The organism is Streptomyces sp. NBC_00414 (assembly GCF_036038375.1).
GTDB lineage: Bacteria > Actinomycetota > Actinomycetes > Streptomycetales > Streptomycetaceae > Streptomyces.
In genome coordinates this window covers 6,322,190-6,347,180 of record NZ_CP107935.1, presented here as the reverse complement: position 1 = coordinate 6,347,180, position 24,991 = coordinate 6,322,190, and the positions used below count along the sequence as shown (strand labels likewise).

At 70.8% G+C, this 24,991-nt stretch carries 20 protein-coding genes and 1 tRNA gene; 6 read left to right on the top strand and 15 right to left on the bottom strand.

Annotated features, from left to right (window positions below):
• Positions 1-17 precede the first annotated feature (17 nt).
• From OHS59_RS27625 to OHS59_RS27610, 4 genes are read left to right on the top strand one after another with little or no spacing between them, the layout of a single operon-like run.
• Positions 18-665 carry an ABC transporter permease gene (locus OHS59_RS27625; protein ID WP_328496056.1) on the top strand — a complete coding sequence of 216 codons (648 nt, stop codon included), beginning with the start codon at positions 18-20 and terminating at the stop codon, positions 663-665.
• A 13-nt stretch (positions 666-678) separates the two neighbouring features.
• The gene (locus tag OHS59_RS27620) at positions 679-1,965 is read left to right on the top strand and encodes a betaine/proline/choline family ABC transporter ATP-binding protein (protein ID WP_328499383.1); all 1,287 of its coding nucleotides are present in this window, start codon (positions 679-681) and stop codon (positions 1,963-1,965) included.
• A complete protein-coding gene (locus OHS59_RS27615) occupies positions 1,962-2,771 on the top strand; it encodes an ABC transporter permease (RefSeq protein WP_328496055.1) in 810 nt (269 codons plus the stop codon). Before OHS59_RS27620 ends, OHS59_RS27615 begins: the two co-directional genes overlap by 4 nt.
• A complete protein-coding gene (locus tag OHS59_RS27610; protein ID WP_328496054.1) occupies positions 2,768-3,736 on the top strand; it encodes a glycine betaine ABC transporter substrate-binding protein in 969 nt (322 codons plus the stop codon). Before OHS59_RS27615 ends, OHS59_RS27610 begins: the two co-directional genes overlap by 4 nt.
• A 42-nt stretch (positions 3,737-3,778) precedes the next feature.
• On the opposite strand, the gene OHS59_RS27605 is transcribed toward OHS59_RS27610, so the two are convergent.
• The 4 genes from OHS59_RS27605 to OHS59_RS27590 all read right to left on the bottom strand — a co-directional run bounded on the left by OHS59_RS27605 (position 3,779) and on the right by OHS59_RS27590 (position 9,465).
• Positions 3,779-4,597: a S16 family serine protease gene (locus OHS59_RS27605; RefSeq protein WP_328496053.1), complete on the bottom strand. Its 819-nt coding sequence runs from the start codon at positions 4,595-4,597 to the stop codon at positions 3,779-3,781.
• Between the two features lie 304 nt (positions 4,598-4,901).
• Positions 4,902-5,546 carry an IclR family transcriptional regulator gene (locus OHS59_RS27600; protein WP_328496052.1) on the bottom strand — a complete coding sequence of 215 codons (645 nt, stop codon included), beginning with the start codon at positions 5,544-5,546 and terminating at the stop codon, positions 4,902-4,904.
• A 422-nt stretch (positions 5,547-5,968) separates the two neighbouring features.
• Complete coding sequence (locus tag OHS59_RS27595; RefSeq protein WP_328496051.1) at positions 5,969-7,780, bottom strand: DEAD/DEAH box helicase; 1,812 nt, start codon at positions 7,778-7,780, stop codon at positions 5,969-5,971.
• A 227-nt stretch (positions 7,781-8,007) separates the two neighbouring features.
• Positions 8,008-9,465 carry an MFS transporter gene (locus OHS59_RS27590; protein ID WP_328496050.1) on the bottom strand — a complete coding sequence of 486 codons (1,458 nt, stop codon included), beginning with the start codon at positions 9,463-9,465 and terminating at the stop codon, positions 8,008-8,010.
• Positions 9,466-9,690: 225 nt separating this feature from the next.
• On the opposite strand from OHS59_RS27590, the gene OHS59_RS27585 reads away from it, so the two are divergent.
• A tRNA-Cys gene (locus OHS59_RS27585) sits at positions 9,691-9,762 on the top strand.
• A gap of 82 nt (positions 9,763-9,844) precedes the next feature.
• On the opposite strand, the gene OHS59_RS27580 is transcribed toward OHS59_RS27585, so the two are convergent.
• The 11 genes from OHS59_RS27580 to OHS59_RS27530 all read right to left on the bottom strand — a co-directional run bounded on the left by OHS59_RS27580 (position 9,845) and on the right by OHS59_RS27530 (position 23,301).
• The gene (locus tag OHS59_RS27580) at positions 9,845-11,017 is read right to left on the bottom strand and encodes an SUKH-4 family immunity protein (RefSeq protein ID WP_328496049.1); all 1,173 of its coding nucleotides are present in this window, start codon (positions 11,015-11,017) and stop codon (positions 9,845-9,847) included.
• A gap of 293 nt (positions 11,018-11,310) precedes the next feature.
• The gene (locus OHS59_RS27575) at positions 11,311-11,814 is read right to left on the bottom strand and encodes an AAA family ATPase (RefSeq protein ID WP_443061651.1); all 504 of its coding nucleotides are present in this window, start codon (positions 11,812-11,814) and stop codon (positions 11,311-11,313) included.
• A gap of 170 nt (positions 11,815-11,984) precedes the next feature.
• Positions 11,985-14,294, bottom strand: a complete 2,310-nt coding sequence (locus tag OHS59_RS27570) for a xanthine dehydrogenase family protein molybdopterin-binding subunit (RefSeq protein WP_328496048.1) — start codon at positions 14,292-14,294, stop codon at positions 11,985-11,987.
• Entirely contained in the window at positions 14,291-15,904 is a 1,614-nt protein-coding gene (locus OHS59_RS27565; protein ID WP_328496047.1) for a 2Fe-2S iron-sulfur cluster-binding protein, read from the bottom strand. The genes OHS59_RS27570 and OHS59_RS27565 overlap by 4 nt, the downstream gene beginning before the upstream one ends.
• A complete protein-coding gene (locus OHS59_RS27560) occupies positions 15,901-16,794 on the bottom strand; it encodes an FAD binding domain-containing protein (protein WP_210882217.1) in 894 nt (297 codons plus the stop codon). Before OHS59_RS27560 ends, OHS59_RS27565 begins: the two co-directional genes overlap by 4 nt.
• A 279-nt stretch (positions 16,795-17,073) precedes the next feature.
• Positions 17,074-18,723, bottom strand: coding sequence for a beta-N-acetylhexosaminidase (locus tag OHS59_RS27555; RefSeq protein ID WP_328499381.1), 1,650 nt, complete (start codon positions 18,721-18,723; stop codon positions 17,074-17,076).
• A 70-nt stretch (positions 18,724-18,793) separates the two neighbouring features.
• Positions 18,794-19,618: a carbohydrate ABC transporter permease gene (locus tag OHS59_RS27550; protein ID WP_328496046.1), complete on the bottom strand. Its 825-nt coding sequence runs from the start codon at positions 19,616-19,618 to the stop codon at positions 18,794-18,796.
• Between the two features lie 128 nt (positions 19,619-19,746).
• On the bottom strand, positions 19,747-20,718 hold the full coding sequence (locus OHS59_RS27545) for a carbohydrate ABC transporter permease (RefSeq protein WP_328496045.1): 972 nt from the start codon (positions 20,716-20,718) through the stop codon (positions 19,747-19,749).
• Positions 20,715-22,028 carry an extracellular solute-binding protein gene (locus OHS59_RS27540; protein ID WP_328496044.1) on the bottom strand — a complete coding sequence of 438 codons (1,314 nt, stop codon included), beginning with the start codon at positions 22,026-22,028 and terminating at the stop codon, positions 20,715-20,717. The genes OHS59_RS27545 and OHS59_RS27540 overlap by 4 nt, the downstream gene beginning before the upstream one ends.
• 359 nt (positions 22,029-22,387) lie before the next feature.
• Positions 22,388-22,699: a DUF3039 domain-containing protein gene (locus OHS59_RS27535; protein ID WP_189775099.1), complete on the bottom strand. Its 312-nt coding sequence runs from the start codon at positions 22,697-22,699 to the stop codon at positions 22,388-22,390.
• A 29-nt stretch (positions 22,700-22,728) separates the two neighbouring features.
• On the bottom strand, positions 22,729-23,301 hold the full coding sequence (locus tag OHS59_RS27530; RefSeq protein WP_328496043.1) for a YqgE/AlgH family protein: 573 nt from the start codon (positions 23,299-23,301) through the stop codon (positions 22,729-22,731).
• Between the two features lie 251 nt (positions 23,302-23,552).
• Here OHS59_RS27530 and murA point away from each other — a divergent pair, with 251 nt between their 5' ends.
• A complete protein-coding gene (gene murA, locus OHS59_RS27525; protein WP_189775097.1) occupies positions 23,553-24,899 on the top strand; it encodes a UDP-N-acetylglucosamine 1-carboxyvinyltransferase in 1,347 nt (448 codons plus the stop codon).
• The last annotated feature ends 92 nt before the right edge of the window (positions 24,900-24,991 follow it).

The following is a 24,991-nucleotide window of genomic DNA, read 5'->3' as shown; positions in this document are numbered from 1 at the left end:
GAGTGAGGTGACAGCGGGTGAACTTCTGGGAGTACCTCGGCAGTCGTCATCAGCAGCTTCTCGCCGACGCCTTTCAGCACGCCAGCGCCGTCTTCCAGTGCATGGTCGTCGCCACGGTGGTGGGGGTGGTGATCGGGGTCGTCACCTACCGCAGTGTCTGGGCCGGGAACCTTGCCACGACGACCACCTCGACCCTGCTGACCATCCCCTCGCTCGCCATGATCGGTCTGCTGATCCCGATCGTGGGGCTGGGTGTCCCGCCCACCGTCATCGCCCTCACCTTGTACGGGCTGCTGCCCATCGTCCGTAACTCGATCGTCGGGCTGCGCGGGGTCGACCCTTCGCTGGTGGACGCGGCCACGGGTATCGGGATGTCGCGGCTCGCCCGGCTCGTGCGGGTCGAACTGCCCTTGGCCTGGCCGCCGATCCTGACCGGGATCCGGGTCTCCACACAGATGCTGATGGGTATCGCCGCCATCGCCGCCTACGCCTCCGGGCCCGGGCTCGGCAACGAGATCTTCCGCGGTATCGCCTCCCTGGGCAGCAAGAACGCGCTCAACCAAGTACTCGCGGGCACGCTCGGGATCATCATCCTGGCCCTGCTGTTCGATGCCGCGTACGTCCTCATCGGGCGGCTGACCATCCCTAGGGGGATTCGTGTCTGAGACATCCGCCGGTGTGACGGAGGCGCCGCAGGAGGGTGGGGGTGCGGGGCGGGAGGCCACCGGGGCCACCATTCGGCTGGAGAGCCTCAGCAAGCGGTACTCGGGGAGTTCCGAACCCGCCGTGGACAGCGTCAACATGGAGATCAACGCCGGCGAGCTGGTGGTGCTGGTCGGGCCCTCCGGATGCGGGAAGTCCACCACGCTGAAAATGATCAACCGGCTGATCGAGCCGACGGGCGGGCGGATCCGCATCGGCGGCGAGGACGTCACCCACATGGATCCGGTGAAGCTGCGGCGGAAGATCGGGTACGCCATCCAGTCCTCCGGGCTCTTCCCGCACATGACCGTCGCCCAGAACATCGGGCTCGTGCCGAAGATGGTCGGCTGGTCGAAGGGGCGGGTCGAGGAGCGGGTCGAGGAGATGCTCGATCTGGTGGGGCTCGATCCCGGTGAGTTCCACGGTCGTTATCCGCGGCAGTTGTCCGGTGGCCAGCAGCAGCGGGTGGGGGTCGCGCGGGCGTTGGCCGCCGATCCGCCCGTGCTGTTGATGGATGAGCCGTTCGGTGCCGTCGATCCGATCACGCGTGATCATCTGCAGGACGAGCTGATCCGGCTGCAGCACGAGCTGCACAAGACGATCGTCTTCGTCACGCACGACTTCGACGAGGCCATCAAGCTCGGTGACCGGATCGCGGTGCTGCGGGAGCAGTCGCACATCGCGCAGTTCGACACCCCGGAGGCGATCCTCACCAACCCCGCCGACGACTTCGTGTCCGGGTTCGTGGGCGCGGGGGCGGCCCTGAAGCGGCTGAACCTGACGCGCGTGCGGGATGTGGAGATCACCGACTATCCGACGGTGACCGTCGACGATCCGCTGCAGGAGATCTTCAACAAGATCCGGGCGAGCGGTACGAACGAGATCCTGCTGCTGGACCGGAGGGGGCGGCCCTACAAGTGGCTGCGGCGCGGTGATCTCATGCGGGCGCGGGGCTCGCTGGCCCGGGCCGGCACGTTGGTGAACGACACCGTGACCCGGGACGCGACGCTGCGGGACGCCCTGGAGGCCGTGCTCACCGACAACGCGGGGCGGGTCGTGGTGACCGGGCGGCGCGGCGAGTACACCGGCGTGGTGGACATGGAGACGCTGATGAACTCCGTGCAGGAGATGCTGGAGGCCGACCGGCTCGACGCGGTGGAGCACCAGCACGACCTGGAGGAGGCCCGCACCGAGCAGACCCGTCATGAGCAGGAGGGCCGGGGTGGCCGAGAGGGCGCGGTCGGCGGGGAGGCGCAGGCGTGAGCGCTCCTGCCCCTGCTCCCTCTCCCGAGGCCCTCCGTGACGGCGGCGACGGTGTCAGCGATGCGGCGCCGAGGATCGGCTGGCGGAAGCTGACCTTCCTGCCCGTCGTGCTCGTCGTCGGGCTGTTCTGCACCTGGCTCTGGTTCGAGCAGGCGGATCTCGACCCGCTCTCCGAGAACGCGCTCTCCAACGGGCAGGTGTGGAAGGCACTGCGGCAGCACATCGAGCTGACCGTGATCTCCACCTTCTTCGTGCTGATCATCGCGATTCCGCTGGGCATTCTGCTGACCCGCGGGGCCTTCCGCAAGGGGACCCCGGTGGTGATGACCTTCGCCAACATGGGGCAGGCGACGCCCGCGATCGGTCTGCTGGCCCTGCTGGTGATCTGGCTGGGCATCGGCCGGAAGGCGGCGCTGATCGGCATCATCGCGTACGCCGTCCTGCCCGTGCTGTCGAACACCATCGCCGGGCTGAAGGCGAACGATCCGACGCTGCTGGAGGCCGCCCGGGGTATCGGCATGTCCCCGCTGGGTGTGCTGAGCCGGGTCGAACTGCCGCTGGCTGTACCGCTGATCCTCGCCGGAGTGCGTACCGCGCTCGTCCTCAATGTGGGTACGGCGACGCTCGCCACGTTCGGCGGAGGCGGTGGTCTGGGCGTGCTGATCACGACCGGGATCACCAATCAGCGGATGCCGGTGCTGGTCCTCGGCTCGATCCTGACCGTCGCGCTGGCCCTGCTGGTCGACTGGCTGGCATCGCTGGCCGAACTCCTGCTCAGTCCGCGCGGGCTGGAGGCGGGCTCATGAGACGGTTTACGGGGCTGATGGCGGCCGGGGCTCTGCTGGTGACGGTCTCCGGATGCGGGCTGACCAGTGGTTCGCCCATGGTCGACGATGTGAAGCCGGGGTCGATCGGGAAGGGGCAGCCGCTCAAGGGCGCCGATCTCACCGTGACGTCCAAGGAGTTCACCGAGCAGCTCGTCCTCGGCGCGATCATGGGCATCGCCTTCCAGGCGGCCGGCGCCGACGTCCTCGACCGCACCGGCATCCAGGGTTCCATCGGCGCCCGGGAAGCGGTCAAGGGCGGTGACGCGGACGCCATGTACGAGTACACGGGCACCGCGTGGATCACCTACCAGGGCAACAGCGACCCCATCCCGGATCCGGACAAGCAGTGGGAGGCCGTGCGCGAGGCCGACCTGAAGAACGGGCTGACCTGGCTGGCCCCGTCGGCGCTGAACAACACGTACGCGCTCGCCATGAACCAGGCCAACTTCAAGAAGTACGGCACGAAGACGCTCTCCGAGGTGGCCGCCCTCTCGAAGAAGGACCCCAAGGCCGTCACGGTCTGTGTGGAGAGCGAGTTCGCCAACCGGGCGGACGGGATGCCGGGCATGGAGAAGGCCTACGGCATGAAACTGCCGAGCGGGAACATCACGCAGATGGACACCGGGATCATCTACACCCAGGTGAAGAAGGGGAGTTGCACGTACGGGGAGGTCTTCACCACCGACGGGCGCATCAGGTCGATGAACCTCGCGGTGATGGCGGACGACAAGAAGTTCTTCCCCAACTACAACGTGGCACCCGAGATCAACTCCAAGGCCCTGAAGAAGTATCCGGCGATCGCCGAGGTCCTGGCCCCGGTCACCAGGAAACTGAACAACGACGTGGCGCAGGAGCTGAACGCCAAGGTGGACGTCGACGGGGAGGACCCGCACGCGGTGGCGCTGGACTGGATGAAGGCGGAAGGATTCGTGAAGGAGGGCTGAGCAACGGGCGGGGGCCGGGGTCCGGGTGGTCGGCCGAGGGCTCTAGCAGGAGGGGACCGAGCCCTTGTCCTTCTCCAGCGCCACCAGGGAGTTGACGGCGCCCTTCAGTGTCGTCACCGGGATGAGGCGCAGGCCCTTCGGCAGCTCCGACTTCGCGTCCGAGCACTCCGCCTTCGGGACCAGGAAGATCGTCGCGCCGTCGCGGCGGGCGGCCTGTGTCTTGAGGGCCACTCCCCCGACCGCGCCGACCTTGCCGGCGGCGTCGATCGTTCCCGTACCCGCGATGACCCGGCCGCCCGTGAGGTCGCCGCCGCTGCCGTCACCGTCCAGCTTGTCGACGATGCCGAGGGAGAAGAGGAGTCCGGCGCTCGGGCCGCCCACATCGGCGAGCTTCAGCGTGACCTCGATGTCGTCCGACTGCTCGCCCAGCTGGTTCAGAGCCGCCTCGGTGGCCGTGTCCTGGGACTTCCTCATCTCCTCGGCGTTGTACTTCTCGATCTCCTTGACGTTGTCGCCGCTCGGATAGACCGAGTCGCGCGGCATCACCGCACGGTCCGTGCGGAACCAGCCGTCGAGCACGTCGCCCAGTTTCACGCTCGCGTCCGGGCCCGTCGCCTCGATGGTCGTCATGCGCAGCTGCCCGCTCGTCTCGCGGGCCTTCGCACCGGAGATCGTGATCACCGGGTCGCCCTTGTTCTCGCCGAGGACGTCCGCCGTCATACCGGGCTGGGCCAGCGAGAACGGCAACGGCGCGAACACCGCCACGGCGAACAGCCCCACAACGGGCAGGGCGCACACGGCGACGGCCTGAAGGCGGGAGAGCCCGGAGACCCGAGAGAGACCAGAGAGTCGAAAAGCCACGGGATCAATCTAACGGAGAGCAACAACGAACAAGCCCTGCGCCTCAGGGGGCGCGGGGAACGGCGCAGTCTTGTCGCCTCTAGGGGCGCGGGGAACGGCGCAATCTTGTCGCCTTTCAGGGGCGCGGGGAACGGCGCAATCTTGTCGCCCTTCAGGGGCGCGGGGAACGGCGCAATCTTTTGGGGGCGCGGGGAACGGCGCAATCCGTTGCCTTCGAGGGGCGCGGGGAACGGCGCAGTCTTTCGGGGGCGCGGGGAACGCCGCAACCAGCCACAGCGCACCCGCGGACAACACCCGGCCAGGGTCACCGCAACGCGTCCGCCACTTCCCGCGCCGCGTCGACAACCCGCGGCCCCACCCGCTCAGGCACAGCGTCCGCGAGCATCACGACACCCACACTCCCCTCCACCCCGGTGACCCCGACCAGCGCCGCCGCAGCCCCACTCGCCCCGGCCTCCAGCTCGCCATGCGTAAGGGTGTAGCCCAGATCCCCGTCCCCACCCCCGGCCCGCGCGGCGAGAATCGCCTTCCCGGCAGCCCCCCGCTCCAGCGGATGCCGGAATCCGGCCCGGTAGGCCACGTGGTAGTCGGTCCACGTCGGCTCGACCACGGCGACGGCGAGCGCCTCCGTGCCGTCGACCAGCGTGAGGTGGGCGGTCGCCCCGATGTCCTCGGCCAGCGACCGCAGCGCGGGCAGCGCGGCCTCGCGGACCAGCGGATGCACCTGACGGCCGAGCCGCAGCACACCGAGCCCGACCCGGGCACGGCCGCCCAGGTCACGGCGTACGAGGGCGTGCTGTTCCAGTGTGGCGAGCAACCGGTACACGACGGTCCGGTTGACTCCGAGTTTGTTGGACAGCTCGGTGACGGTCAGACCGTGGTCGGTGTCGGCGAGCAGCTTGAGGACACGCAGTCCCCGGTCGAGCGTCTGGGAGGTCTCCGCGGTCACGACGCCCACTCCTTAGTGGTGAGGGTCGGCGACCCCCAACGCGGCGGATACGTCACCGGTCCCATCGGCGACGCGCGTCAGAGGCCGCCGGTCGGCTGCGTCCCGGGTACTTCCGGGCGGGCACCGGCTGCGCTCCGCGGCGGCGCTGCCACGGGGCGTGTGCGTAGCGGGGACAGTAGCGAGCCGGTTCGCTCAGCGGAAGGCTCCGTCCAGAATCCGGTCATGCGCAGGTACGGACCGGTCCCGGTTACCCAGGGTTTGATCCAGTTTTGGCCGGATGTGAGCGGCGCGGACCACTTGGCGCGCACCCGGCGTGCACCACCCCTGCACGCAGCGCACACGCACGCGAGCGCCGGTGCCATGAGGGCACCGGCGCTCGTCTCACCGTATGGACCCACCACGGACTCACGGCCGTGAGGGGGTCACCGCATGCGGGTGGCCCACTCCTGGACCTTCTCGATCCGCTGGCGCAGCTGCCCGGCGGTCGCCTCCGCGCTCGGCGGGCCGCCGCAGACGCGGCGCAGCTCGGTGTGGATCACTCCGTGGGGCTTGCCGCTCTGGTGGACGTACGCGCCGACCATGGTGTTGAGCTTCTTGCGCAGCTCCAGCATCTCCTTGTGGGAGACCACGGGGCGGCGCTCGGCGGGCAGTTCGAGGAGGTCCGCCTCCTCGTCCGGCTTCTTGCGGCTGTGCGCGATCTGCCGGGCCTGCCGCTTCTGGAGGAGGAGCTGGACCTGGTCGGGTTCGAGGAGCCCGGGGATGCCGAGGTAGTCCTGCTCCTCCGCGCTTCCCGGGTGGGCCTGCATACCGAACTCGGCGCCGTCGTAGAGGACCCGGTCGAAGACGGCCTCGGACTCCAGCGCCTCGAAGGAGAACTGCTCCTGCTCGCCGGTGTCCTCGTCCTCTTCCCGGTTCGCCTCCTCCATCTCTTTCTCGGACTCGGCGTACGGGTCCTCCTCGCCCTCCTTCTTGGGCTTGTCGAGGGCGTGGTCGCGCTCGACCTCCATCTCGTTGGCGAAGGTGAGGAGGTCGGGGACGGTCGGCAGGAAGACGGACGCGGTCTCGCCGCGGCGCCTGGAGCGTACGAAGCGGCCGACGGCCTGGGCGAAGAAGAGCGGGGTCGAGATGGTGGTCGCGTACACGCCCACCGCGAGCCGGGGTACGTCGACGCCCTCGGACACCATCCGGACGGCGACCATCCAGCGGTCCTCGCTGTGGCTGAACTCGTCGATCCGGTTGGAGGCGCCGGTGTCGTCGGAGAGGACGAGGGTGGCCTTGTGGCCGGTGATCTCGCGGATGAGCTTGGCGTAGGCGCGGGCCGAGTCCTGGTCGGAGGCGATGACGAGGGCGCCGGCGTCCGGGATTCCCTTGCGCACCTCGGTCAGCCGCTGGTCGGCGGCGCGCAGCACGCTGGGCATCCACTCGCCGCGCGCGTCGAGGGCCGTGCGCCAGGCCTGGCTGACGGCGTCCTTGGTCATCGGCTCGCCGAGCCGGGCGGCGATCTCGTCCCCCGCCTTCGTACGCCAGCGCATGTTTCCGCTGTAGGAGAGGAAGATGACGGGCCGCACGACGCCGTCGCCGAGGGCGGAGCCGTAGCCGTAGGTGTAGTCGGCGGAGGAGCGGCGGATCCCGTCGTTGCCCTCCTCGTACGCGACGAAGGGGATGGGGTTGGTGTCGGACCTGAACGGCGTACCGGTGAGGGCGAGCCGGCGGGTGGCGGGCTCGAAGGCCTCCAGGCACGCCTCGCCCCAGGACTTGGAGTCACCGGCGTGGTGGATCTCGTCGAGGATGACGAGGGTCTTGCGCTGCTCGCAGCGGTTGCGGTGCAGCATGGGCCGCACACCGACCCCGGCGTAGGTCACCGCGACGCCCTGGTACTCCTTGCTGAGCGGGCCCGCGCTGTACTCGGGATCCAGCTTGATCCCTATGCGCGCGGCCGCGTCCGCCCACTGCTTCTTCAGATGCTCGGTCGGCGCGACCACGGTCACCTGCTGCACGACATGGTGGTGCAGCAGCCATGACGCGAGCGTCAGCGCGAAGGTCGTCTTCCCGGCGCCGGGCGTGGCGACGGCGAGGAAGTCACGCGGCTGTTCCTGCAGATACCTCTCCATCGCCCCTTGCTGCCAGGCTCGCAGCTTGTTGGCGGTACCCCAGGGGGCCCGCCCGGGAAACGCGGGCGACAGGTGGTGCGAGGAGGAGGCGCTGGCGGCACTGGCAACAGGAGAGGCGGGCAAGAAGGGCCCTCCGTTGAGGGGGGTGGTGGGCGACGGGCGGGCGGTAGTCACGGTCTCCGTGGGGTGGTCGAGCGGCTCGGTTACGTATGACGACGGCTGCGTATGACAACCGGGCCACCCTACCGGCGGCTCATGAACGTCAACGCGCGGACGACGCGGGGTCACCCTCGGATGGGACTCAGCTCACACGACCGAGCGTGGCGCCCCCGTCACGTGACCTACGCGGCCTACACCGCCCGCAGCCGTGTGGTCACCCACGCGCCCACCAGCGCCACCCCCGCCATCGGCAGGAACACCGCCACGAAGGCGGCCGGGTGCCCGCCGGAGGCCTGCGTGGCCGTGTGGGTGACCGTGCCGCCGCCGAGCGCCGCGAAGGCCGCGCCGCCCGCGGCCAGGAGGACGACGTTGGCGAGGCCGTCGGACATCTGCAGGGCGGCGGAGTTGTTGCCGGCCTGGCCGGGGGCGGAGAGCTGGAGCAGCAGGACGCTGCTGGAGGAGATCACCAGCCCCATGCCGAAGCAGCCGAACGCCCAGGCCACCGCCACCGTCCACACCGGCACCCCGTCGATCAGCACGCTGGGCGCGGCGGCTATGGAGGCCGCGGTCAGCAGCATGCCCAACGTCATCAGCCGCTCCCGGTACGGCTCCACGCGCGCCCTCGCCTGCACGAAGGAGCCCAGCGCCCAGGTGCCGCCGCCCGCGGCGAGGGAGAACCCGGCCATCGTCGGCGACAGCCCCCGCTCGGTGACCAGCATCAGCGGCACGAAGGACTCCGCCGCGATGAAGGACCCGGCCGCCACTCCGCGCAGCAGCACCACGGACGGCAGCCCGCGCGCCGCCAGGTACGTCCCTCGCGGCAGCAGTCCGAGCACCGCCGGGACGAGCAGCGCCGCCCCCGCCACGCCAGGGACCAGCGACAGCCACCGCAGGTCCTGGGCGGCGTACTGCAGCAGACCGGCGCCCGCCGAGATGCCCAGCGCCAGCCGGATGCGCCGCCGGTCGAAGGGCGCGGGTCGGGCCCCCTCCTCCGGCCCGGCCTCCGGCCCGGACGCCCGCCGGCGTATCTGCGGCAGCGCGAGCGCCAGCGGCAGGACGACCAGCACCGGTACGCCGACGAAGACCCAGCGCCAGCCGAGGTGCTCGGTGACCGCGCCGGAGGCGAGGGGGCCGACGACGGACGGGACGACCCAGCTCGCCGCGAACGCGGCCATGATCGCCGGCCGCAGCCGTTCCGAATAGGCCCGCCCCACGACCACGTACAGCGCGACGATCACCAGCCCGCCGCCCAGCCCCTGCACGGCCCGGCCGAGGATGAACAGCCACATGGCCCCGGCCGTCCCGGACAGCAGCAGCCCCGCCGCGAAGGCCCCGATCCCCGCGGTGAGCGACCCCAGCGGGCCGGCCCGGTCCGACCACTGCCCGGCCAGCACCATGCCGAACAGGCTCGTCGTGAAGTACCCGGAGAACGCGAACGCGTACAGCGAGATCCCGTCAAGCTCCCGCGCCGCCACCGGCATCGCGGTCCCGACGGCCGTCGCCTCGAAGGCGATCAGCAGCACGACGGACACGATCCCGATGCTCAGCGCCCGGTGGGAACGACTGAGGACGCCGTCCGCGACCACGGCTTCGATCGGTGTGCTCGGGGTGGCGGCGACGCCGGTGTCGCCCGGTTCCAGGGAGGTCATGCCCGCCAGCGTAAGGGGCAAGACCGACATTGACCCCTGTCGGAAGACCGCCCCGGCCTGAGACCTTGGTCGTACGACCACCGCGGCCCGGGCCCCCTCGCCCCTCCCCCTCTCCTTTGTGAACGCCGTATGGCAGTCCCGTTGCGGCCCCCGCGATTCCCTTGGCCACCCCCCACCCGGGCCGTACGGTCGATACATCGAGTCCGGAACATCGGACTCAAGCTTGGCCGTGTGCCCGAGTGGCTTAGGGACTCGCCTGCAAAGCGAGGCACGTGGGTTCAATTCCCGCCACGGCCTCTGGTTCGGTGTCAGGGTCGGCTGCCTTCGGGTGGTCGGCCCTGAGGCGTGAGAGGGGCGGTTCAGCGCGTCCCGGGGTCCGTCAGAGCACCCCGCCCGCCTCGTCCTGGAACATCTCCGTCCAGTAGTGCCGGCCGGGCTGTGAGGTGGTGCCTGTCGGGTCCACCGTCGCGAGGGTCTGGGTCATCGTCGTGGACAGGTGGTCGTAGGCCTCCTCGGTCAGTTCGTGGGACAGGGACTCGTCGATCGTTCGCTCGCGGTGCAGCAGCCACAGGGTGAAGGCCAGCGTGGAGACGTCCGTGTTCAGCGCGTGCAGCGTCGCGTCGGGCTCGTTCCAGTCGAGGATCGCGCCCGTCTCGCCGTCGACGACCAGGCTGTTGTCCTCGACGAGATGGCCGAGCCGTATCAAGTGGTCGCTGCCCTCGGGGAGTTGGTCGGGCGTGAACACGTCCGGGCGCTCGTCCTCGTAGTACTCGGCGAGCGTCGGCAGCGGCACGTCCGTGTCCAGGTGGAACAGGAAGCCGTCCTCGGGCAGACCCGTCTCGCGCAGGAAGTGCCGGGTCGGCTCGTGCGCCAGGGCGGCGGGGAAGTCGACGTCCTCGAAACGCACCACACGGCCGTGCCCGAACTCCTGGTCCAGCAGGCGGGCGGGGAGGTCCAGGGTGAGCGCCGCGTCGGCCGGCGGGCCCGCGACCAGGGCCATCGGGCGGATCAGCGCGGCCATCTTCCAGAACGGCGGGACCTCGCCGTCGACGCCCTCCTCGAACAGCTCCAGCAGTTGGCGTGACATCGCGGTGACGGCCTTCGGGCCGAACCTGCCCTCGTAGGACGCGAACTGGCCGCGTCTTGCCGCCATCTCGTCGGTCGCCGTCACGAAGCCCGTGAGCGTCCGGAGCGAGGGCGCGAGCGGGATGCGGTCCATCAGGTCGGGGCGGTCGTGGAGGAAGAACGTGGTCGACACCTCGCCCGTCGCTCCGTCGAGCAGGACCGACTCCGCCTCCGTGCCGGCGGGGTCCCGCAGCGCGCCGATCACCAACTGGCCGCGCAGGTCCGAAGGGAGGGCGGCCGGGTCCCCCGTCGAGTCCGCGACCGACCGCAGCCCGTCCTGACGGAGGGCATCGAAGGTCAACAGGCCGCTGTCGCCCGGCAGTCCGGGTCCCGTCAGCCATCGTCGCGTCGGTGTGTGCGTGACGTACGGGTCCAGTGCGTCCTCGTGCAGAGTGATCGTCTCGGTGCCGGTGTCCGTCGTGCTCATCGTTCCCCCGCGCATTGTTGTTCGCAGTCCCCCGACAGGACCTGGCCGGGCGGCACGCGACCACGCACGCAGGCATGCCGCCACGCACACCACGGCATCCGGACGCGCCTCGAAACACCCGGAAAACGGTCCGCCGCCCAGCGGTCCTCCCCCACTGACCAGAACACTACCCGGCACCACTGACAACGCCCCGGGACCGCCCTGACCAGCAGAAACACGGCAAGGACTCGTCAGGGCCTCGTCAGGGCCTCAGCAGGAAACCGGCAAGAACTCGGCAGCCGCTCAGCAGCACCTCAGCGGATCCGCGCCCTCTCCCGGCCCGCCAGAATCGCGTCCACCGTCTGCCCCACGGTCTGCTCGGAGTTGTCCAGCCACAGCCCGATCCGCGGGGTGTCCGCGCGCAGTCCGCGGTCGAGGTCCGCGACCGTCCACGCGCCGTATCCCGTCTTGGCGCGCCCGGCCTCCCGCTCCGCCACCGCCTCGGGGTGCGGGGCCAGCACGACGACGTACAGGGGCCGTGTCCGTACGAGTTCGGTGTACGCCGTCAGGTGCTCGCCCAGGACCACGTCCTGCACGACCGCCGTGAAGCCCGCCCGCGCGTACGTGTCCGCCGTCGCCGCCGACAGGCGGTACCTCAGCCGGAGTTGGGTCTCCGCCTCGCTCTCCGGGCCGGATCCGGGCTCGTACTCCGCGCGCCCGGTGACGAGCATCCGCCGGAACGCGTCACCCCGTACGTGCGCGGCCCGTGGCAGCCGCTCGGCCAGCGCCTGCGCGACCGTGGACTTCCCGGCGGCCATGATGCCGGTGATCAGGACCACACCGCCGTCCAGCCCCGTGCCGTCCAGCCCGGTGTCGTTCAGCACCGTGTCGTTCAGCACCGTGCCGTCCGGCGTCGTGCCGTCCATCGATCACCTCGCAGTCCGTCGCGGCCCCCGGGAGAGCTACTCCCGTGAAGAGCCACGCCGTATCACTGGGTCGCCGTCACCACGGCCGCCTGGGGCCTTATCGGCAGCCGGTTCACCGGGCGCCCCGTGGCCGCCCGTACCGCGGACGCGACCGCCGCGGGGGACGTCACGACCGGTACCGCGCTGACGGCTTTGGCCCCGAAGGGCGCGACCACGTCGCGCTCCTCGACGAGCTTGACGATGCGGATGTCGGGGGCGTCGAGGGCGGTCGGCAGCGAGTACCCGGTGAGGTCGGGGTGGCGGACCAGCCCGCGCGCGGTGCGCAGGTTCTCCGTGAGGGCCGCGCCGATGCCCTGTGTCACACCGGCCTCGATCCGGGCGGTGAGCTGCGCGGGGTTCAGGATGCGGCCCACGTCCTGGGCGAGCGCCAGTTCGACCACGCGGACCGAGCCGAGTTCGATGTCCACGTCCACCACCGCGCGGATCGCGCAGAAGGCGAGGCCCACGAAGGCGTCGCCCTGGCCCGCGCCGTCCAGCGGCTCGGTGGGGTGCGGGCGGCACTGCGCGGTCGCCCACAGCTCCTTGCCGTCCATCGCCTCGGTGACGGTCGTCGACAGCACGCCGTCGTACGAGGTGATCTTGCCGTCGGTGATCTGGAGCAGCTCGGTGGACATGCCGAACTTGTGCGCCAGGGGCTGCAGCAGTTGCGTACGGACCATCTTCGCGGCCCGTTCGACGGCGCCGCCGGAGACCCAGGTGTGGCGGCCTCGGCAACTGGGGCCCGCGGGGGGCTGGTCGGTGTCCACGGAGGCCACGTGGACCTCTTCGATGCCGAGCGTCTCCTGGACGATCTGCCGGGCCAGCGTGGTGAAGCCCTGGCCGGTCTCCACGGCCGCGCAGAGCACGGTGGCGATGCCGTCGTGGACCTTCACGGTGGCCGTCGAGACCTCGTCGGTGCCCTCGGCGCCGAGCATGTGGACCATGCCCAGGGCGTAGCCGACACCGCGCCGCACGGCGCCGGGTTCGCCGGCGCCCTCGGGGCCGCCGGGGAGCAGCCACTCGTCCTCGGGGGTGTCCTTGGGGAGGGCGGGCAGCGGGTAGTCCTGGACGGCCTGCAGCAGTTCGGCCACGGGGGCCGGGCAGGTGACGGTCTGGCCGGTCGGGAGGACGTCACCGGTGGCCAGTACGTTGCGCATGCGCAGGTCGGCCGGGTCGACGCCCAGCTTCTTGGCCAGCTTGTCCATCTGGGCCTCGTAGGCGGCGCAGACCTGCATGGCGCCCTCGCCGCGTACGTGTCCGGAGGGCGGGTTGTTGGTGCGTACGGCCCAGCCCTCGATGAAGGCGTTCGGGACGACGTAGGGGCCGCAGGCGAAGGAGACGGCGGCGGCGAGGGCCTCCGACGAGGTGTCCGCGTACGCGCCCGCGTCGAGGAGGATCTGCGCCTCGACCTTGACCAGCTTGCCCTCGGCGTCCGCGTGGTGGCGGTAGCGCAGGAGCGTGGGGTGCCGGTGGACGTGTCCGAGGAAGGATTCTTCGCGCGTCGCGGTGAGCTTGACCGGGCAGCCCGTCTTGAGGGCCAGCAGCCCCAGCGGCAGCTGGAAGCCCTGGTCCTCGCGGTCGGCGGTGGCGCCGGGGACGCCGGTGACGACGACCTTCACGCGCTCCGGCTCCAGCCCGTAGCAGGCGGCGGCCGTGTCGCGGTCGGTGTGCGGGTCGGTGGACGCCACGTAGAGCTCGACGCCGCCGTCTGGGCGTGGCACGGCGAGTCCGGCCTCCGCGCCGATGGGGGCCGGGTCCTGGCGGCCGATGCGGTAGAGGCCCTCGACGACGATGTCACCGGCCGCGTCGGGGTCGCCGTGGCGCAGCGGGATGTGGCGGATGAGGTTGCCGTCGGGGTGCAGCGGTTCGGCCTCGAAGGCCTGCTCCGGGTCGGTCACCGGGTCGAGGATCTCGTACTCGACGATGACGGCGGCGGCGGCCATGCGCGCGGTGTCGGGGTGGTCGGCGGCGACGGCCGCGATGGGCTCGCCGTGGTGGCGCACGACGTCGGAGGCGAACACCGGGCGGTCGGCCCTGCCGCGGCCGAGCAGCGCGGTGCCGGGCACGTCCTCGTGAGTGATGACGGCGCGGACGCCGGCCATCTCGCGCGCGTGGGTCGTGTCGACGGACAGGATCCGCGCGTGCGGGTGCGGTGATCTCAGGACGGCGGCCCACAGGAGGCCCTCGGCCCACAGGTCCGCCGCGTACGGGAAGGTGCCCTCGGTCTTGGCGCGGGCCTCCGCGGACGGCAGGGACACGCCGAGGCCGTGCGGCGGCTGCTCCGGCGCGGTGCCGGGCTCCGCGGTGGTCGCGGTGGCGGTGTCGTTGCTCACGCCTGGCCTCCGTCCTGGCCGTACGGCTGCTCATGGGACTGGTGAGGCTGGTGGGGCTCGAACGCGGACGGGTTGACGCCTCCGGCGCCGGGGCCCGCCTGGTGCGGGATACGGGCCTCGTCGCCGTCTCCGGAGTGCCCGTCGGCCGCGTGGGCCTCGCGCTCGGCCACGACGTCGCGTACGGCGTCCAGGACGCCCCGGTAGCCGGAGCAGCGGCACAGGTTGCCGCACAGGGCCTGGCGGGTCTCCAGGTCGGTCGGCGCCGGGTTGCCCTCAAGGAGGTCGTGCACGGTCATCGCCATGCCCGGGATGCAGAAGCCGCACTGCACGGCACCGCACTTGGCGAGCGCCCGCTGGACGTCCGAGGGCTGCCCGTCGGCGGCGAGGCCCTCGACGGTGCGCACCTCGCTCCCTGCGGCGGTCACGGCGGGCACGAGGCAGGACGCCACGAGCCGACCGTCCACCTGGACGTTGCAGGCGCCGCACTCGCCCTGCGAGCAGCCGTCCTTGGCGCCCGCGAGGCCGAGGCGCTCGCGCAGTACGTACAGCAGCGATTCGCCGATCCAGGCGTCCGTCACGGGCCGCTCGACGCCGTTCACCCGCAGGACGTACGCGGCCAGGGGGTGGTCGTTGTGCGGGGCGACGCCCTGGGGGTCGTCGGCCGCGGATTCCTCGGCGGCGGCGTCGCCGTCCGTGGCGGACGCGGCGTCCGCGCCCTCTTCGCCGGGCTCCTCCGAGGAGGCCGCCTCCGGCTCGGTGGCGGGGTCCTCCGCGAACTCCTGGTGGTCGTGCCGGGAGGCGGCCCCGGCCGGTTCCCGGTGTCCGTCGTCGCGCCCCGTGTCGCGTCCCGCATCGCGCTCCACGGAGACGGCGATCTCGTCGGCGTGCGCTCCGGAGACGTCGATGATCTCGGCGGCGCCGTGCTCGGCGGGTGCGTGCTCGAGGACGCCGTGCTCGTCGTGGGGCGCGCTGCCGTCGGCGGGCGACGGTCCCTCGGCCTGCTGCTGGGCCCACGGCTCGTTGGCCCAGGGCGCGGCCGCCCCGCCCGGCAGCGTGGCGGGCGGGTTCCCGCCCCACTGCTCGACCAGCGACGACGTGGTGAACTCACCGGACTCGTCGGGCAGATCACCGTCGGCGACGGGAATGGACCACTGCCCGGTCACGTCCTGCCCCGGCACGTCGTGTCCCGGACCGCCCAGGTCGCCCTGTGCGGGCTGGTCGAAGTTCCACTGGCCGGTGGCCGCGGGGTTGTACGCGAACGGGTCCTGAGGGGCCTGCCGGTGCTCTTCGGGCAGGGCGTTCGGGTCGGGCCACCGCACGTCCTGCTGCTGCCCGGAACCGGCCGCCTCGGGCGGTGCGCCCCAGGAGCCGGCGGACCCGGGATCGGTCTCCGCACCCGTGCCGGGCGCGACCGTTATCGGCGGCGGTACGTAGCCGTGGCCGGGCGCGGCGAGCGGCGAGTCCGCGAGGAGGGCGTCGATGCCCCCCTCGGGGAGCTTGACGAAGGCGGTGGCACCGTCGTCGTAGTCGCCCTGGGGCAGCGGGTCCCAGCGGCTGCCCGCCCGGGGCGTGCCCTCTCCGTGCTGATCTCCGTGCTGGTCGTCGGTCACGACAGTGCCCTCCCCAGTGCTCGTCGGGCCAGCGCGGCGACGGTACGCCGCAGGTGCAGTACGGCGGGCGGCAGCGGCTGTACGGAGCCGTCCTCCTCGGGGGCCGGATCGGGGATGCAGGCCGCGGCGACGTACTCGCCGAAGGCGGCCAGCGCCTCGGGGACGATCGCGCGGTTGTTGTCCCAGTCGATCAGTGAGGCGACCCACTGTTCGGCGTCCAGGGGCCTGAGCGGCATCGGCGCTATGGCGCCCACGGCGCACCGCACCCCGCGCCGGGCGGGGTCGAGGACGAGCGACACGGACGCGATGGCGCGGCCGGGTCCTGTCCGTCCGGTCGCCTTCAGGAAGACCTGGGGCGCGTGCAGCAGCGGCACGCGCACGTACCCGATGAGTTCGCCGCCGCGCAGCATCTCCATGCCCGCGAGCAGGTGCGAGACGGGGATCTCACGGCGGGCGCCGCCCGGGCACGCGATGATGAGGGTCGCTTCCAGCGCGGCGAGCACCGGAAGCGCGTCCCCGGTGGGGGACGCGGAGGCGATGTTGCCGCCGAGGGTGCCCGCGTTGCGGATCTGCGGCGGTCCGGCGGCCCGCGCGGCGGCCGCGAGGGCGGGGATGAGGGCGGCGAAGTCGGGGCGCCCCATGCGGGCGTGGGTGAGGCCCGCGCCGAGGAGCGCGTGGCCGTCCTGGTACTGCCAGCCGCGGATCTCGCTGATCCGGCCGAGGCCGACGAGTGCGGCGGGCCTCAGCTGTCCGGAGTTGACGGCGGCCATGAGGTCGGTGCCCCCGGCCACGGGAACGGCGGCGGGCATGGCTGCGAGGGCCGCCACGGCCTCGTCCAGTGAGGCGGGCAGCGTCACGGCGTGCGCCGCCTGCGGTGCGTGCGTGGTCAAAACCGGCTGCCCCTTCCCGCTGCCCCACCTGGTCCCACCTGTGTTGCCGTACGGTACGTGCTGACAGGGCGGACGTGGCAACTCTGGCACATCTTCCCCGTTCCCCGACGCGGGGGTCCGCTAGGAGGCATTCCTACCCGCCATCAGCGGATGGTCCGTTTTCGCACCACATCGCCCGTCAGCGCCAATTGGCGGTTTTCGTCGCCCCTTGAGTGTCTTTCTCCTCAGAGGCCACCGTCCCAGGGCGAGCGCGCCGGGCGACACCCCCGGGAAGCCGCCTCACACGTTCGGGGGCGGTCCCTCGATCGGGCGTCCGAGCACTCCGGGGCGCCGCTGCCACGGCAACGGCCCGGCGGACGGCCGGTAGGCGACCCCCAGGGCGTCAAGTCGCGCGTAGTGGGCGGTCATTCGCTGCTCGAAATCCGCGAAGTCGCGTTCCGCCGGCGGGGGCAGGGCGCTCCAGGCGACCTCCGCGAAGGCCACGAGCCGCGGGAAGGCCTGGTAGTCCACTCGGGCCCGGTCCTCCATCACCTCGGTCCACAGGTTGGCCTGGGTGCCCAGCACGTGCCGCGCCTGAGCGGGGGTCAGTTCCGGCGGTACGGGCTCGAAGCGGTAGACGTCCTCCAGGGTGCGCACGAAACCGATCGGCACCGGCTCGTCGGGGCCTTCGGCCTGCCGGTGGTCCAGGTACACCTGCTGCTCGGGGCACATGACGACGTCGTGGCCGGCCCGTGCGGCCGTGATGCCGCCCCGGTAGCCGCGCCAGGAGGAGACGGTGGCGCCCGGCGCGAGCCCGCCCTCCAGGATCTCGTCCCAGCCGATCAGCCGGCGCCCCCGGGCGGTCAGCCAGCCGTCGAAGTGGCGGATGAACCAGGACTGCAGTTCGTCCTCGTCCGCGAGGCCCAGTTCCCCGATACGCGCCTGGGCGGCGGGGGACGCCTTCCACTGGTCCTTGGCGCACTCGTCGCCGCCGACGTGGATGAACTCCGAGGGGAACAGGCCGAGGAGTTCCTCGAAGACGCCCTCGTAGAAGCGAAGGGCGTTGTCAGTGGGGGCGAGTACGTTTTTGGAGACGCCCCAGGTGTCCCAGACGGAGAGGGAGTGCGTGTCGATGACATCGGTGTTGCCGAGTTCCGGATATGCGGCGATGGCGGCCTGCGAGTGCCCCGGGATGTCGATTTCGGGGACGACGGCGATATGCCGCTCGGCGGCGTACGCGACGATCTCGCGGATGTCGTCCTGGGTGTAGAAGCCCCCGTGCGGCTTCTCCTCCCAGTGGGGTGACGCGCGATGACCGAATTTGGTGCGTGCCCGCCATGATCCGGTCTCCGTGAGCTTCGGATACCGCTTGATCTCGATACGCCAGCCCTGGTCGTCCGTGAGGTGGAAGTGGAAGACGTTGAGCTTGTGCGCTGCCATCAGGTCGAGTTGGCGCAGGACGCCGTCCTTGGGCATGAAGTGCCGCGAGACGTCGAGCATCAGACCGCGCCAGCCGAATCGCGGTGCGTCCTCGATGGTTCGGTTCGGGACGACATGAGTGGCGCCCGGTCGGACGGGGGCCCGCCGGAAGGCTTCAGGGCCGATGAGCTGACGCAGTGTCTGGGCTCCCCAGAACACTCCGGCGCCGCTTCCGCCCCGGATCTCGATGCCCCTTTCGGCGTCGACGTCGAGTACGTACGCCTCCGGTCGCAGAGTCTCGTCGATACGCAACCGCACGGTGTTCGGGGCGTTTTCCGCACCGGCCGCGCTTTCGGGACCGGCCGTGTTTCCGGGGCCGGGTGGCAGCGAAAGTCCCAGGGCGGCGCCGAGGGTGAGGCGCAGCCAGCGTTCGGTGGTGCCCGTGCCGGGGCCGGCCGACAGGGTGGTGTCCGCGTTGAGCGGGGCGCCCGGTCGGGCGGACTCCCGCACCGAGCGGGGCGCCGGGATCACACCGGGCGAGGCCGGGCCGCCGGATGCCGGGTCGTCGGATGCCGGGACTACGGGTGTCGCGTCGCTCACGTCAGTCCTTCACCGCGCCGCCGAGTCCGGAGACCAGGCGCCGCTGTACGAGTACGAAGAAGATCAGCACCGGGACCGTCATCACCGTGGAGCCGGCCATCACGCCGCCCCAGTCCGGGTCGTCGGGCTTGTAGAAGACGAGGAGGGCCATCGGCAGCGTGGACTGCGAGGTGTCACTGATGATGAACGACTTGGCGAACAGGAAGTCGTTCCAGGCGGAGATGAACGAGAACACGCTGGTGGCGACGAGCCCAGGAAAGACCAGCGGGAAAAGGATCTGCCACAGGAACCGTGTCCGGCTCGCCCCGTCGATGTAGGCGGCCTCCTCCAGCGCCTCGGGGACGGCCTTCACGAAGCCCCGCAGCATCCAGATCGCGAAGGGCAGCGAGAAGGCGATGTGCGGCAGGATCAGCGCGCCCAGTGTGTTGAGCTGACCGAAGTCCCGCATCTGGAAGAAGAGGGGGATCGTCAGTGCCTCGACGGGCACCATCTGCGCGACCAGGAACATGATCAGCAGGGTGGTCCGGAACCGGAAGCGGAATCGTGTCACGGCGGTCGCGGCGAGAAACGCGATGAGCGCCGAGACGGCGACGACGGTGACCGCCACGACAAGACTGTTGAGGAAGTAACGGCCGAATTCCTGCTGCCCGAAGACCCGCCGGAAGGAATCCAGCGTTGGGGACAGCGTCCAGGGCCGCGGCTCGGTCGACTCGATCTCCCCGGCCGGTTTGAAGGCGCTGAGCGCCATCCAGTAGAGGGGGAATGCGACAACCGCCGCGATCAACAGCGCCGAGACCTCCGCGGCCAGCCGCCACGGCCGTTGCACGGAACGGCGTACGAGATTTCGTACGAATCCCGGGGGCCGTGCGGGACTTGGCGGACCCGCGGATCCCGGCGAACTCTTCACCACCACGGAATGACCGGTCGGCGCGGAATCTCTGGACGTCACGGAACTCACAGCTCTTCCCCCTGCCTTCGCAGCAGCCTCAGATATACGAGCGTGACCGCCAGCAGAATCAGCAGCATCACCACTCCGATCGCCGACCCGAGGCCGTACTGGGAGGACGCGAAGGCCTTTTGGTAGGCGTACACGTTCAGGACGAGGTTCTGGCCCGCGATGCCGCCGCCGTTCGTCATGACGTAGATCTGCGTGAAGACCTTGAAGTCCCAGATGACCGACTGGATGGTGACGACGACGAGGATCGGGCGGAGCATCGGCGCCAGTACCGAGCGCCAGATCCGCCACTGGGAGGCGCCGTCGAGGGACGCGGCCTCCAGGACCTCGGCGGGCACGGCGCGGATACCGGCGTACACCGTGACCATCACGAACGGGAAGGAGCACCAGACGACTTCGAGCAGGACGAGCGCGAAGGCGCTGTACCGGCCGTACGTCCAGGAGTGGTCGCCGAGCCCCAGGACACGGTTGACCGGCCCGAAGTCGGGGTCGAACAGGAGCAGCCACACCGTCGACCCGGTGACCGCGGGTGTCGCCCAGGCGCCGAGCGCGGCCAGCATCAGGGCGAGCCGCGGCACGGCACGGACACGTGTCAGGAGGACGGCGAGCGCGCAGCCGACCGCCAGGGTCGACACGACGCACGCCGACGCGAACACCACGGTGGCCAGCAGTACTTGCCAGAACTGCTCGTCACGGAAGAGCGTCGCGTAGTTCCCGAAGCCCTGGAAGGACGTCGGCTCGCCGCCACTGACCTGGGCCTGGGTGTACTCCAGGAACGAGATCAGGCCGAGCTGGTAGACGGGGTAGACGAGCAGCCCGCCGATGACGACGAGCGCGGGGGCGAGGTAGAGCCAGGGCGTCCAGCCACCGCGGGCGAGCGGGGACCTGCGGCCCGCTGTCGCGGGGAGGGGCCCCGGGGCGGCCTGCGCCACCCCGGTCCCCGGAAGCGGGCGGTCGGTGATCCGGCTCATCCGACGGAGCTGAACGCGTCGTTCATCTTCTTGGCCGCGTCCTTCGAGGCGGCCTCCACGCCCTTACGTCCGCTGACGACCTCCTGGAACATCGTGGGCAGGACCAGGGAGGCGTCGATCTGGGACCAGGCGGGCGAGGCCGGGACGAACTTGGCGCCGGCGCCGAGGGTCTTCACGAAGGGCTCGACGAACGGCTCGCGCTTCGCGACGTCCTGGCGCACGTCCGTGAACGTCGGCAGGAAGCCCATCGCGTCGAACAGCGCGCCCTGCGTCTTCTTCGACGCGAGCTGTTCCATCAGGTCGACGGCGAGGGTGCGGTGGGTGGTGCTCTTCAGCACGCCGAGGTTGTTGCCGCCCGCGAAGGCGGGCGCGATCTCACCCGACTTCACCCCGGGCAGCGGCACGACCTTGTACTTGCCCTTGACCTTCCCCGCCTCGATCGCCGCGTGGCTGAAGTCGCCGCCGATGGCCATGGCCGCCTTGCCGGAGGCGAACGCCGTGACGGTGTCGTTGCCGCCCATGCCCGCGCACTTGGCGGCCGGACAGTTGTCGTCACCGAAGAGCGAGGTGTACGCCTTGATGCCCTTCTGGGCCTCCGCGCTGTCGATCGTCGAGGCGTACGAGCCGCCCTTGCCCTCGGCGAGCTCGCCGCCGTTGGACCAGATGAACGGCATCGCGCCGTACGTGTAGGCGCCGCCGACCGCGAGCCCGTACAGGTCGGGCTTCGCCTGCCGGATCTCCTTGGCCGTGCTGATCAGCTCGGCCTGGGTCTTGGGCACGTCGAGGCCCAGGTCGTCGAAGATGTCTGTGCGGTAGTAGAGGGCGCGGACGCCGACGAAGTAGGGGGCTCCGTAGATCTTGCCGTCGACCGTGACGGACTGCTTGGCGGTCGGGTCGGTGTCCTTGGACTCGCTCCAGTCCGTGAACTCCTCGCTGACGTCCGCGAGTCCGCCGTCCTTCACGTAGCCGGCGGTGTCCGTGTTGCCGTACTCGATGAGGTCGGGCGCGCTCTTGGGGTCGTTGAAGGCGGCCTTGATCTTCTCGGCGCGGGTCTCGACGGGGATGTACTGGACGTCGACCTTCGTGCCCTTGTGGGCCTTCTCGAAGGCGGTGACGACACCGTCGACCACCTTCTCCTTCGGCGCGTTGGTGACCTCCTGGAAGAGCCACACGCGCAGGGTGCCGCTCTTCTCGTCCTTGCCACCGGAGTTGTCGGACGACTCGGGGGCGCAGGCGGTCGCCGTGAGCCCGGCGACGACGAGTGCGGCGATCGGGGCGGCCATGCGGGCAGTGAGGTGTGCGAGCTTCATGGGGGCGTCCTCCGGGGGCGCGTTGCAGCACGTGCAATGGTGGTTTTGCGCTGCACAACACCCGGGAGGCTATGGAGTACATGAACATGCCCACAAGAGGTCTCAACCACTCTGTGACCGGTTGAAGCACTCCGTGCAACGGGCGGGCGGGACAAAGGCCCCGGATACGCCGAGAGCGCGCCGCCGCCCGACAACCGCACCCGCCGGTCGACACACGGGTACGACACGGCCGCGGCACCCCGCACCGGGGCGCCGCGGCCGTACTCCGTCCGCACGGCTTCCCGCGCCTCACGGCGTCGCGGGGTGCGGGAAAACCGGTTGGGCCACCGGTCGGGCCACCAGACCGGCGACCGGCCGCGCTACTTGCCGCCGTCCTTGCCCTTGCCGCCGCCCTTGCCGTCGTCGCCACCGGCGCCCATGGACTCGTAGATCTCCTTGCACATGGGACACACGGGGTACTTCTTCGGGTCCCGGCCCGGGACCCACACCTTGCCGCAGAGGGCGACGACGGGGGTGCCGTCGAGCGCGCTCGCCATGATCTTGTCCTTCTGGACGTAGTGGGCGAAGCGCTCGTGGTCCCCGTCTCCGTGCGACGTCTGCGGCGTCGGCTCTACGAGGGTTCCCGTCCCAGTGCCTCGCTGGGGCTGGGTCTCAGGCTCAAGAGTGCTCATAAACGCAAGAGTACTGAAGGCGGGGGACATCAGTTGAGCGAAGGGTCGTCCGGATACGTGGCCACCATCGCCAGCTCGTTGCGCTGACGGCGCAGCACCTCACGCCACAGCCGTTCCGGAGCGGGCGAGGAGACGTCACCGGGCTCGGACTCGACGACGTACCAGGCACCCTCGACCAGTTCGTCCTCCAGCTGGCCCGGCCCCCAGCCCGCGTACCCCGCGAAGATCCTGAGCGAGCCGAGCGCCGAGGCGAGCAGCTCCGGCGGGGCCTCCAGGTCCACGAGTCCGATCGCGCCGTGCACCCGGCGCCAGCCGAGCGGCGCGCGCTCCCCGGAGGCGCCGCCCGGGATGACCGCCACTCCGAGCGCCGAGTCCAGGGAGACCGGGCCGCCCTGGAACACGACCCCGGGCTCCCCCGCGAGTTCCGCCCAGCCCGCGAGGATGTCGCCCACGTCCACCGGCGTGGGCCGGTTGAGGACGACGCCCAGTGAGCCCTCCTCGTCGTGGTCGAGGAGCAGCACCACCGCGCGGTCGAAGTTGGGGTCCGCCAGGGCGGGTGTGGCCACGAGCAGCCGCCCTGTGAGCGAGGACACCTCGGTCATGCGAGACATGATCTCGCATCTTCCCCGCGGACGGGGAGGCAATACCCGTACCCACGTGAATGCAGCTCAGAGCGCGGGGGCGCAGGTGGAGCGCACGACGGGGCCGGTGACCCCGTGTGTCCGATTAGGCACGGTTCGTGTTGTGGCAAAGCTATGACGTGCCTGAGAGCCCCTTGGGCTTACAGAAGGGGGGTGGGCGGCCATTACGCTTGCTGCTTCGCCCCTGTCCCACCAACCGGAACGCGAGATACATGACCGTCAACGGCTCAGACGACGTACTCCTTGTCCACGGCGGAACCCCGCTGGAGGGTGAGATCCGTGTCCGCGGTGCGAAGAACCTCGTACCGAAGGCCATGGTTGCCGCGCTGCTCGGCAGTGCTCCGAGCCGGCTGCGCAATGTCCCGGACATCCGTGACGTGCGGGTCGTACGCGGACTGCTGCAGCTGCACGGGGTGACGGTCCGTCCGGGTGAGGAGCCGGGCGAGCTCATCATGGACCCGTCGCACGTGGAGAGCGCCAACGTCGCGGACATCGACGCCCACGCGGGCTCGTCGCGCATCCCGATCCTCCTCTGCGGTCCGCTGCTGCACCGCCTCGGCCACGCGTTCATCCCGGGCCTCGGCGGCTGCGACATCGGCGGCCGGCCGATCGACTTCCACTTCGAGGTGCTGCGGCAGTTCGGCGCGACGATCGAGAAGCGCGCGGACGGGCAGTACCTGGAGGCTCCGCAGCGGCTGCGCGGCACGAAGATCGAGCTGCCGTACCCGTCGGTCGGCGCGACCGAGCAGGTGCTCCTGACGGCCGTCCTCGCGGAGGGCGTCACCGAGCTGGCGAACGCGGCCGTCGAGCCGGAGATCGAGGACCTGATCTGCGTCCTGCAGAAAATGGGCGCGATCATCGCGATGGACACCGACCGCACCATCCGCGTCACGGGCGTCGACAAGCTCGGCGGTTACACCCACGCGGCCCTGCCGGACCGCCTGGAGGCCGCCTCGTGGGCTTCCGCGGCGCTGGCGACCGAAGGCAACATCTACGTCCGCGGCGCCCAGCAGCGCTCGATGATGACGTTCCTCAACACGTACCGGAAGGTGGGCGGCGCCTTCGAGATCGACGACGAGGGCATCCGCTTCTGGCACCCCGGCGGCCAGCTCAAGTCGATCGCGCTGGAGACGGACGTCCACCCGGGCTTCCAGACGGACTGGCAGCAGCCCCTGGTCGTCGCCCTCACGCAGGCCACCGGCCTCTCCATCGTCCACGAGACGGTGTACGAGTCCCGGCTCGGCTTCACCTCGGCGCTGAACCAGATGGGCGCGCACATCCAGCTCTACCGCGAGTGCCTGGGCGGCTCCCGCTGCCGCTTCGGCCAGCGCAACTTCCTTCACTCGGCGGTCGTGTCGGGCCCCACGAAGCTCCAGGGCGCCGATCTGGTCATCCCCGACCTGCGCGGCGGCTTCTCGTACCTCATCGCGGCGCTGGCGGCCCAGGGCACGTCCCGGGTGCACGGCATCGACCTGATCAACCGCGGCTACGAGAACTTCATGGAGAAGCTGATCGAGCTGGGCGCGAAGGTCGAGCTGCCGGGCAAGGCACTCGGCTGACCATCAGCCCGGCCGGCGTCTGAGGCCATCTTCGAGCGAACCACGATGGGGCGGCACCCGGAAGTCCGGGTGCCGCCCCATCAGCGTTCTCA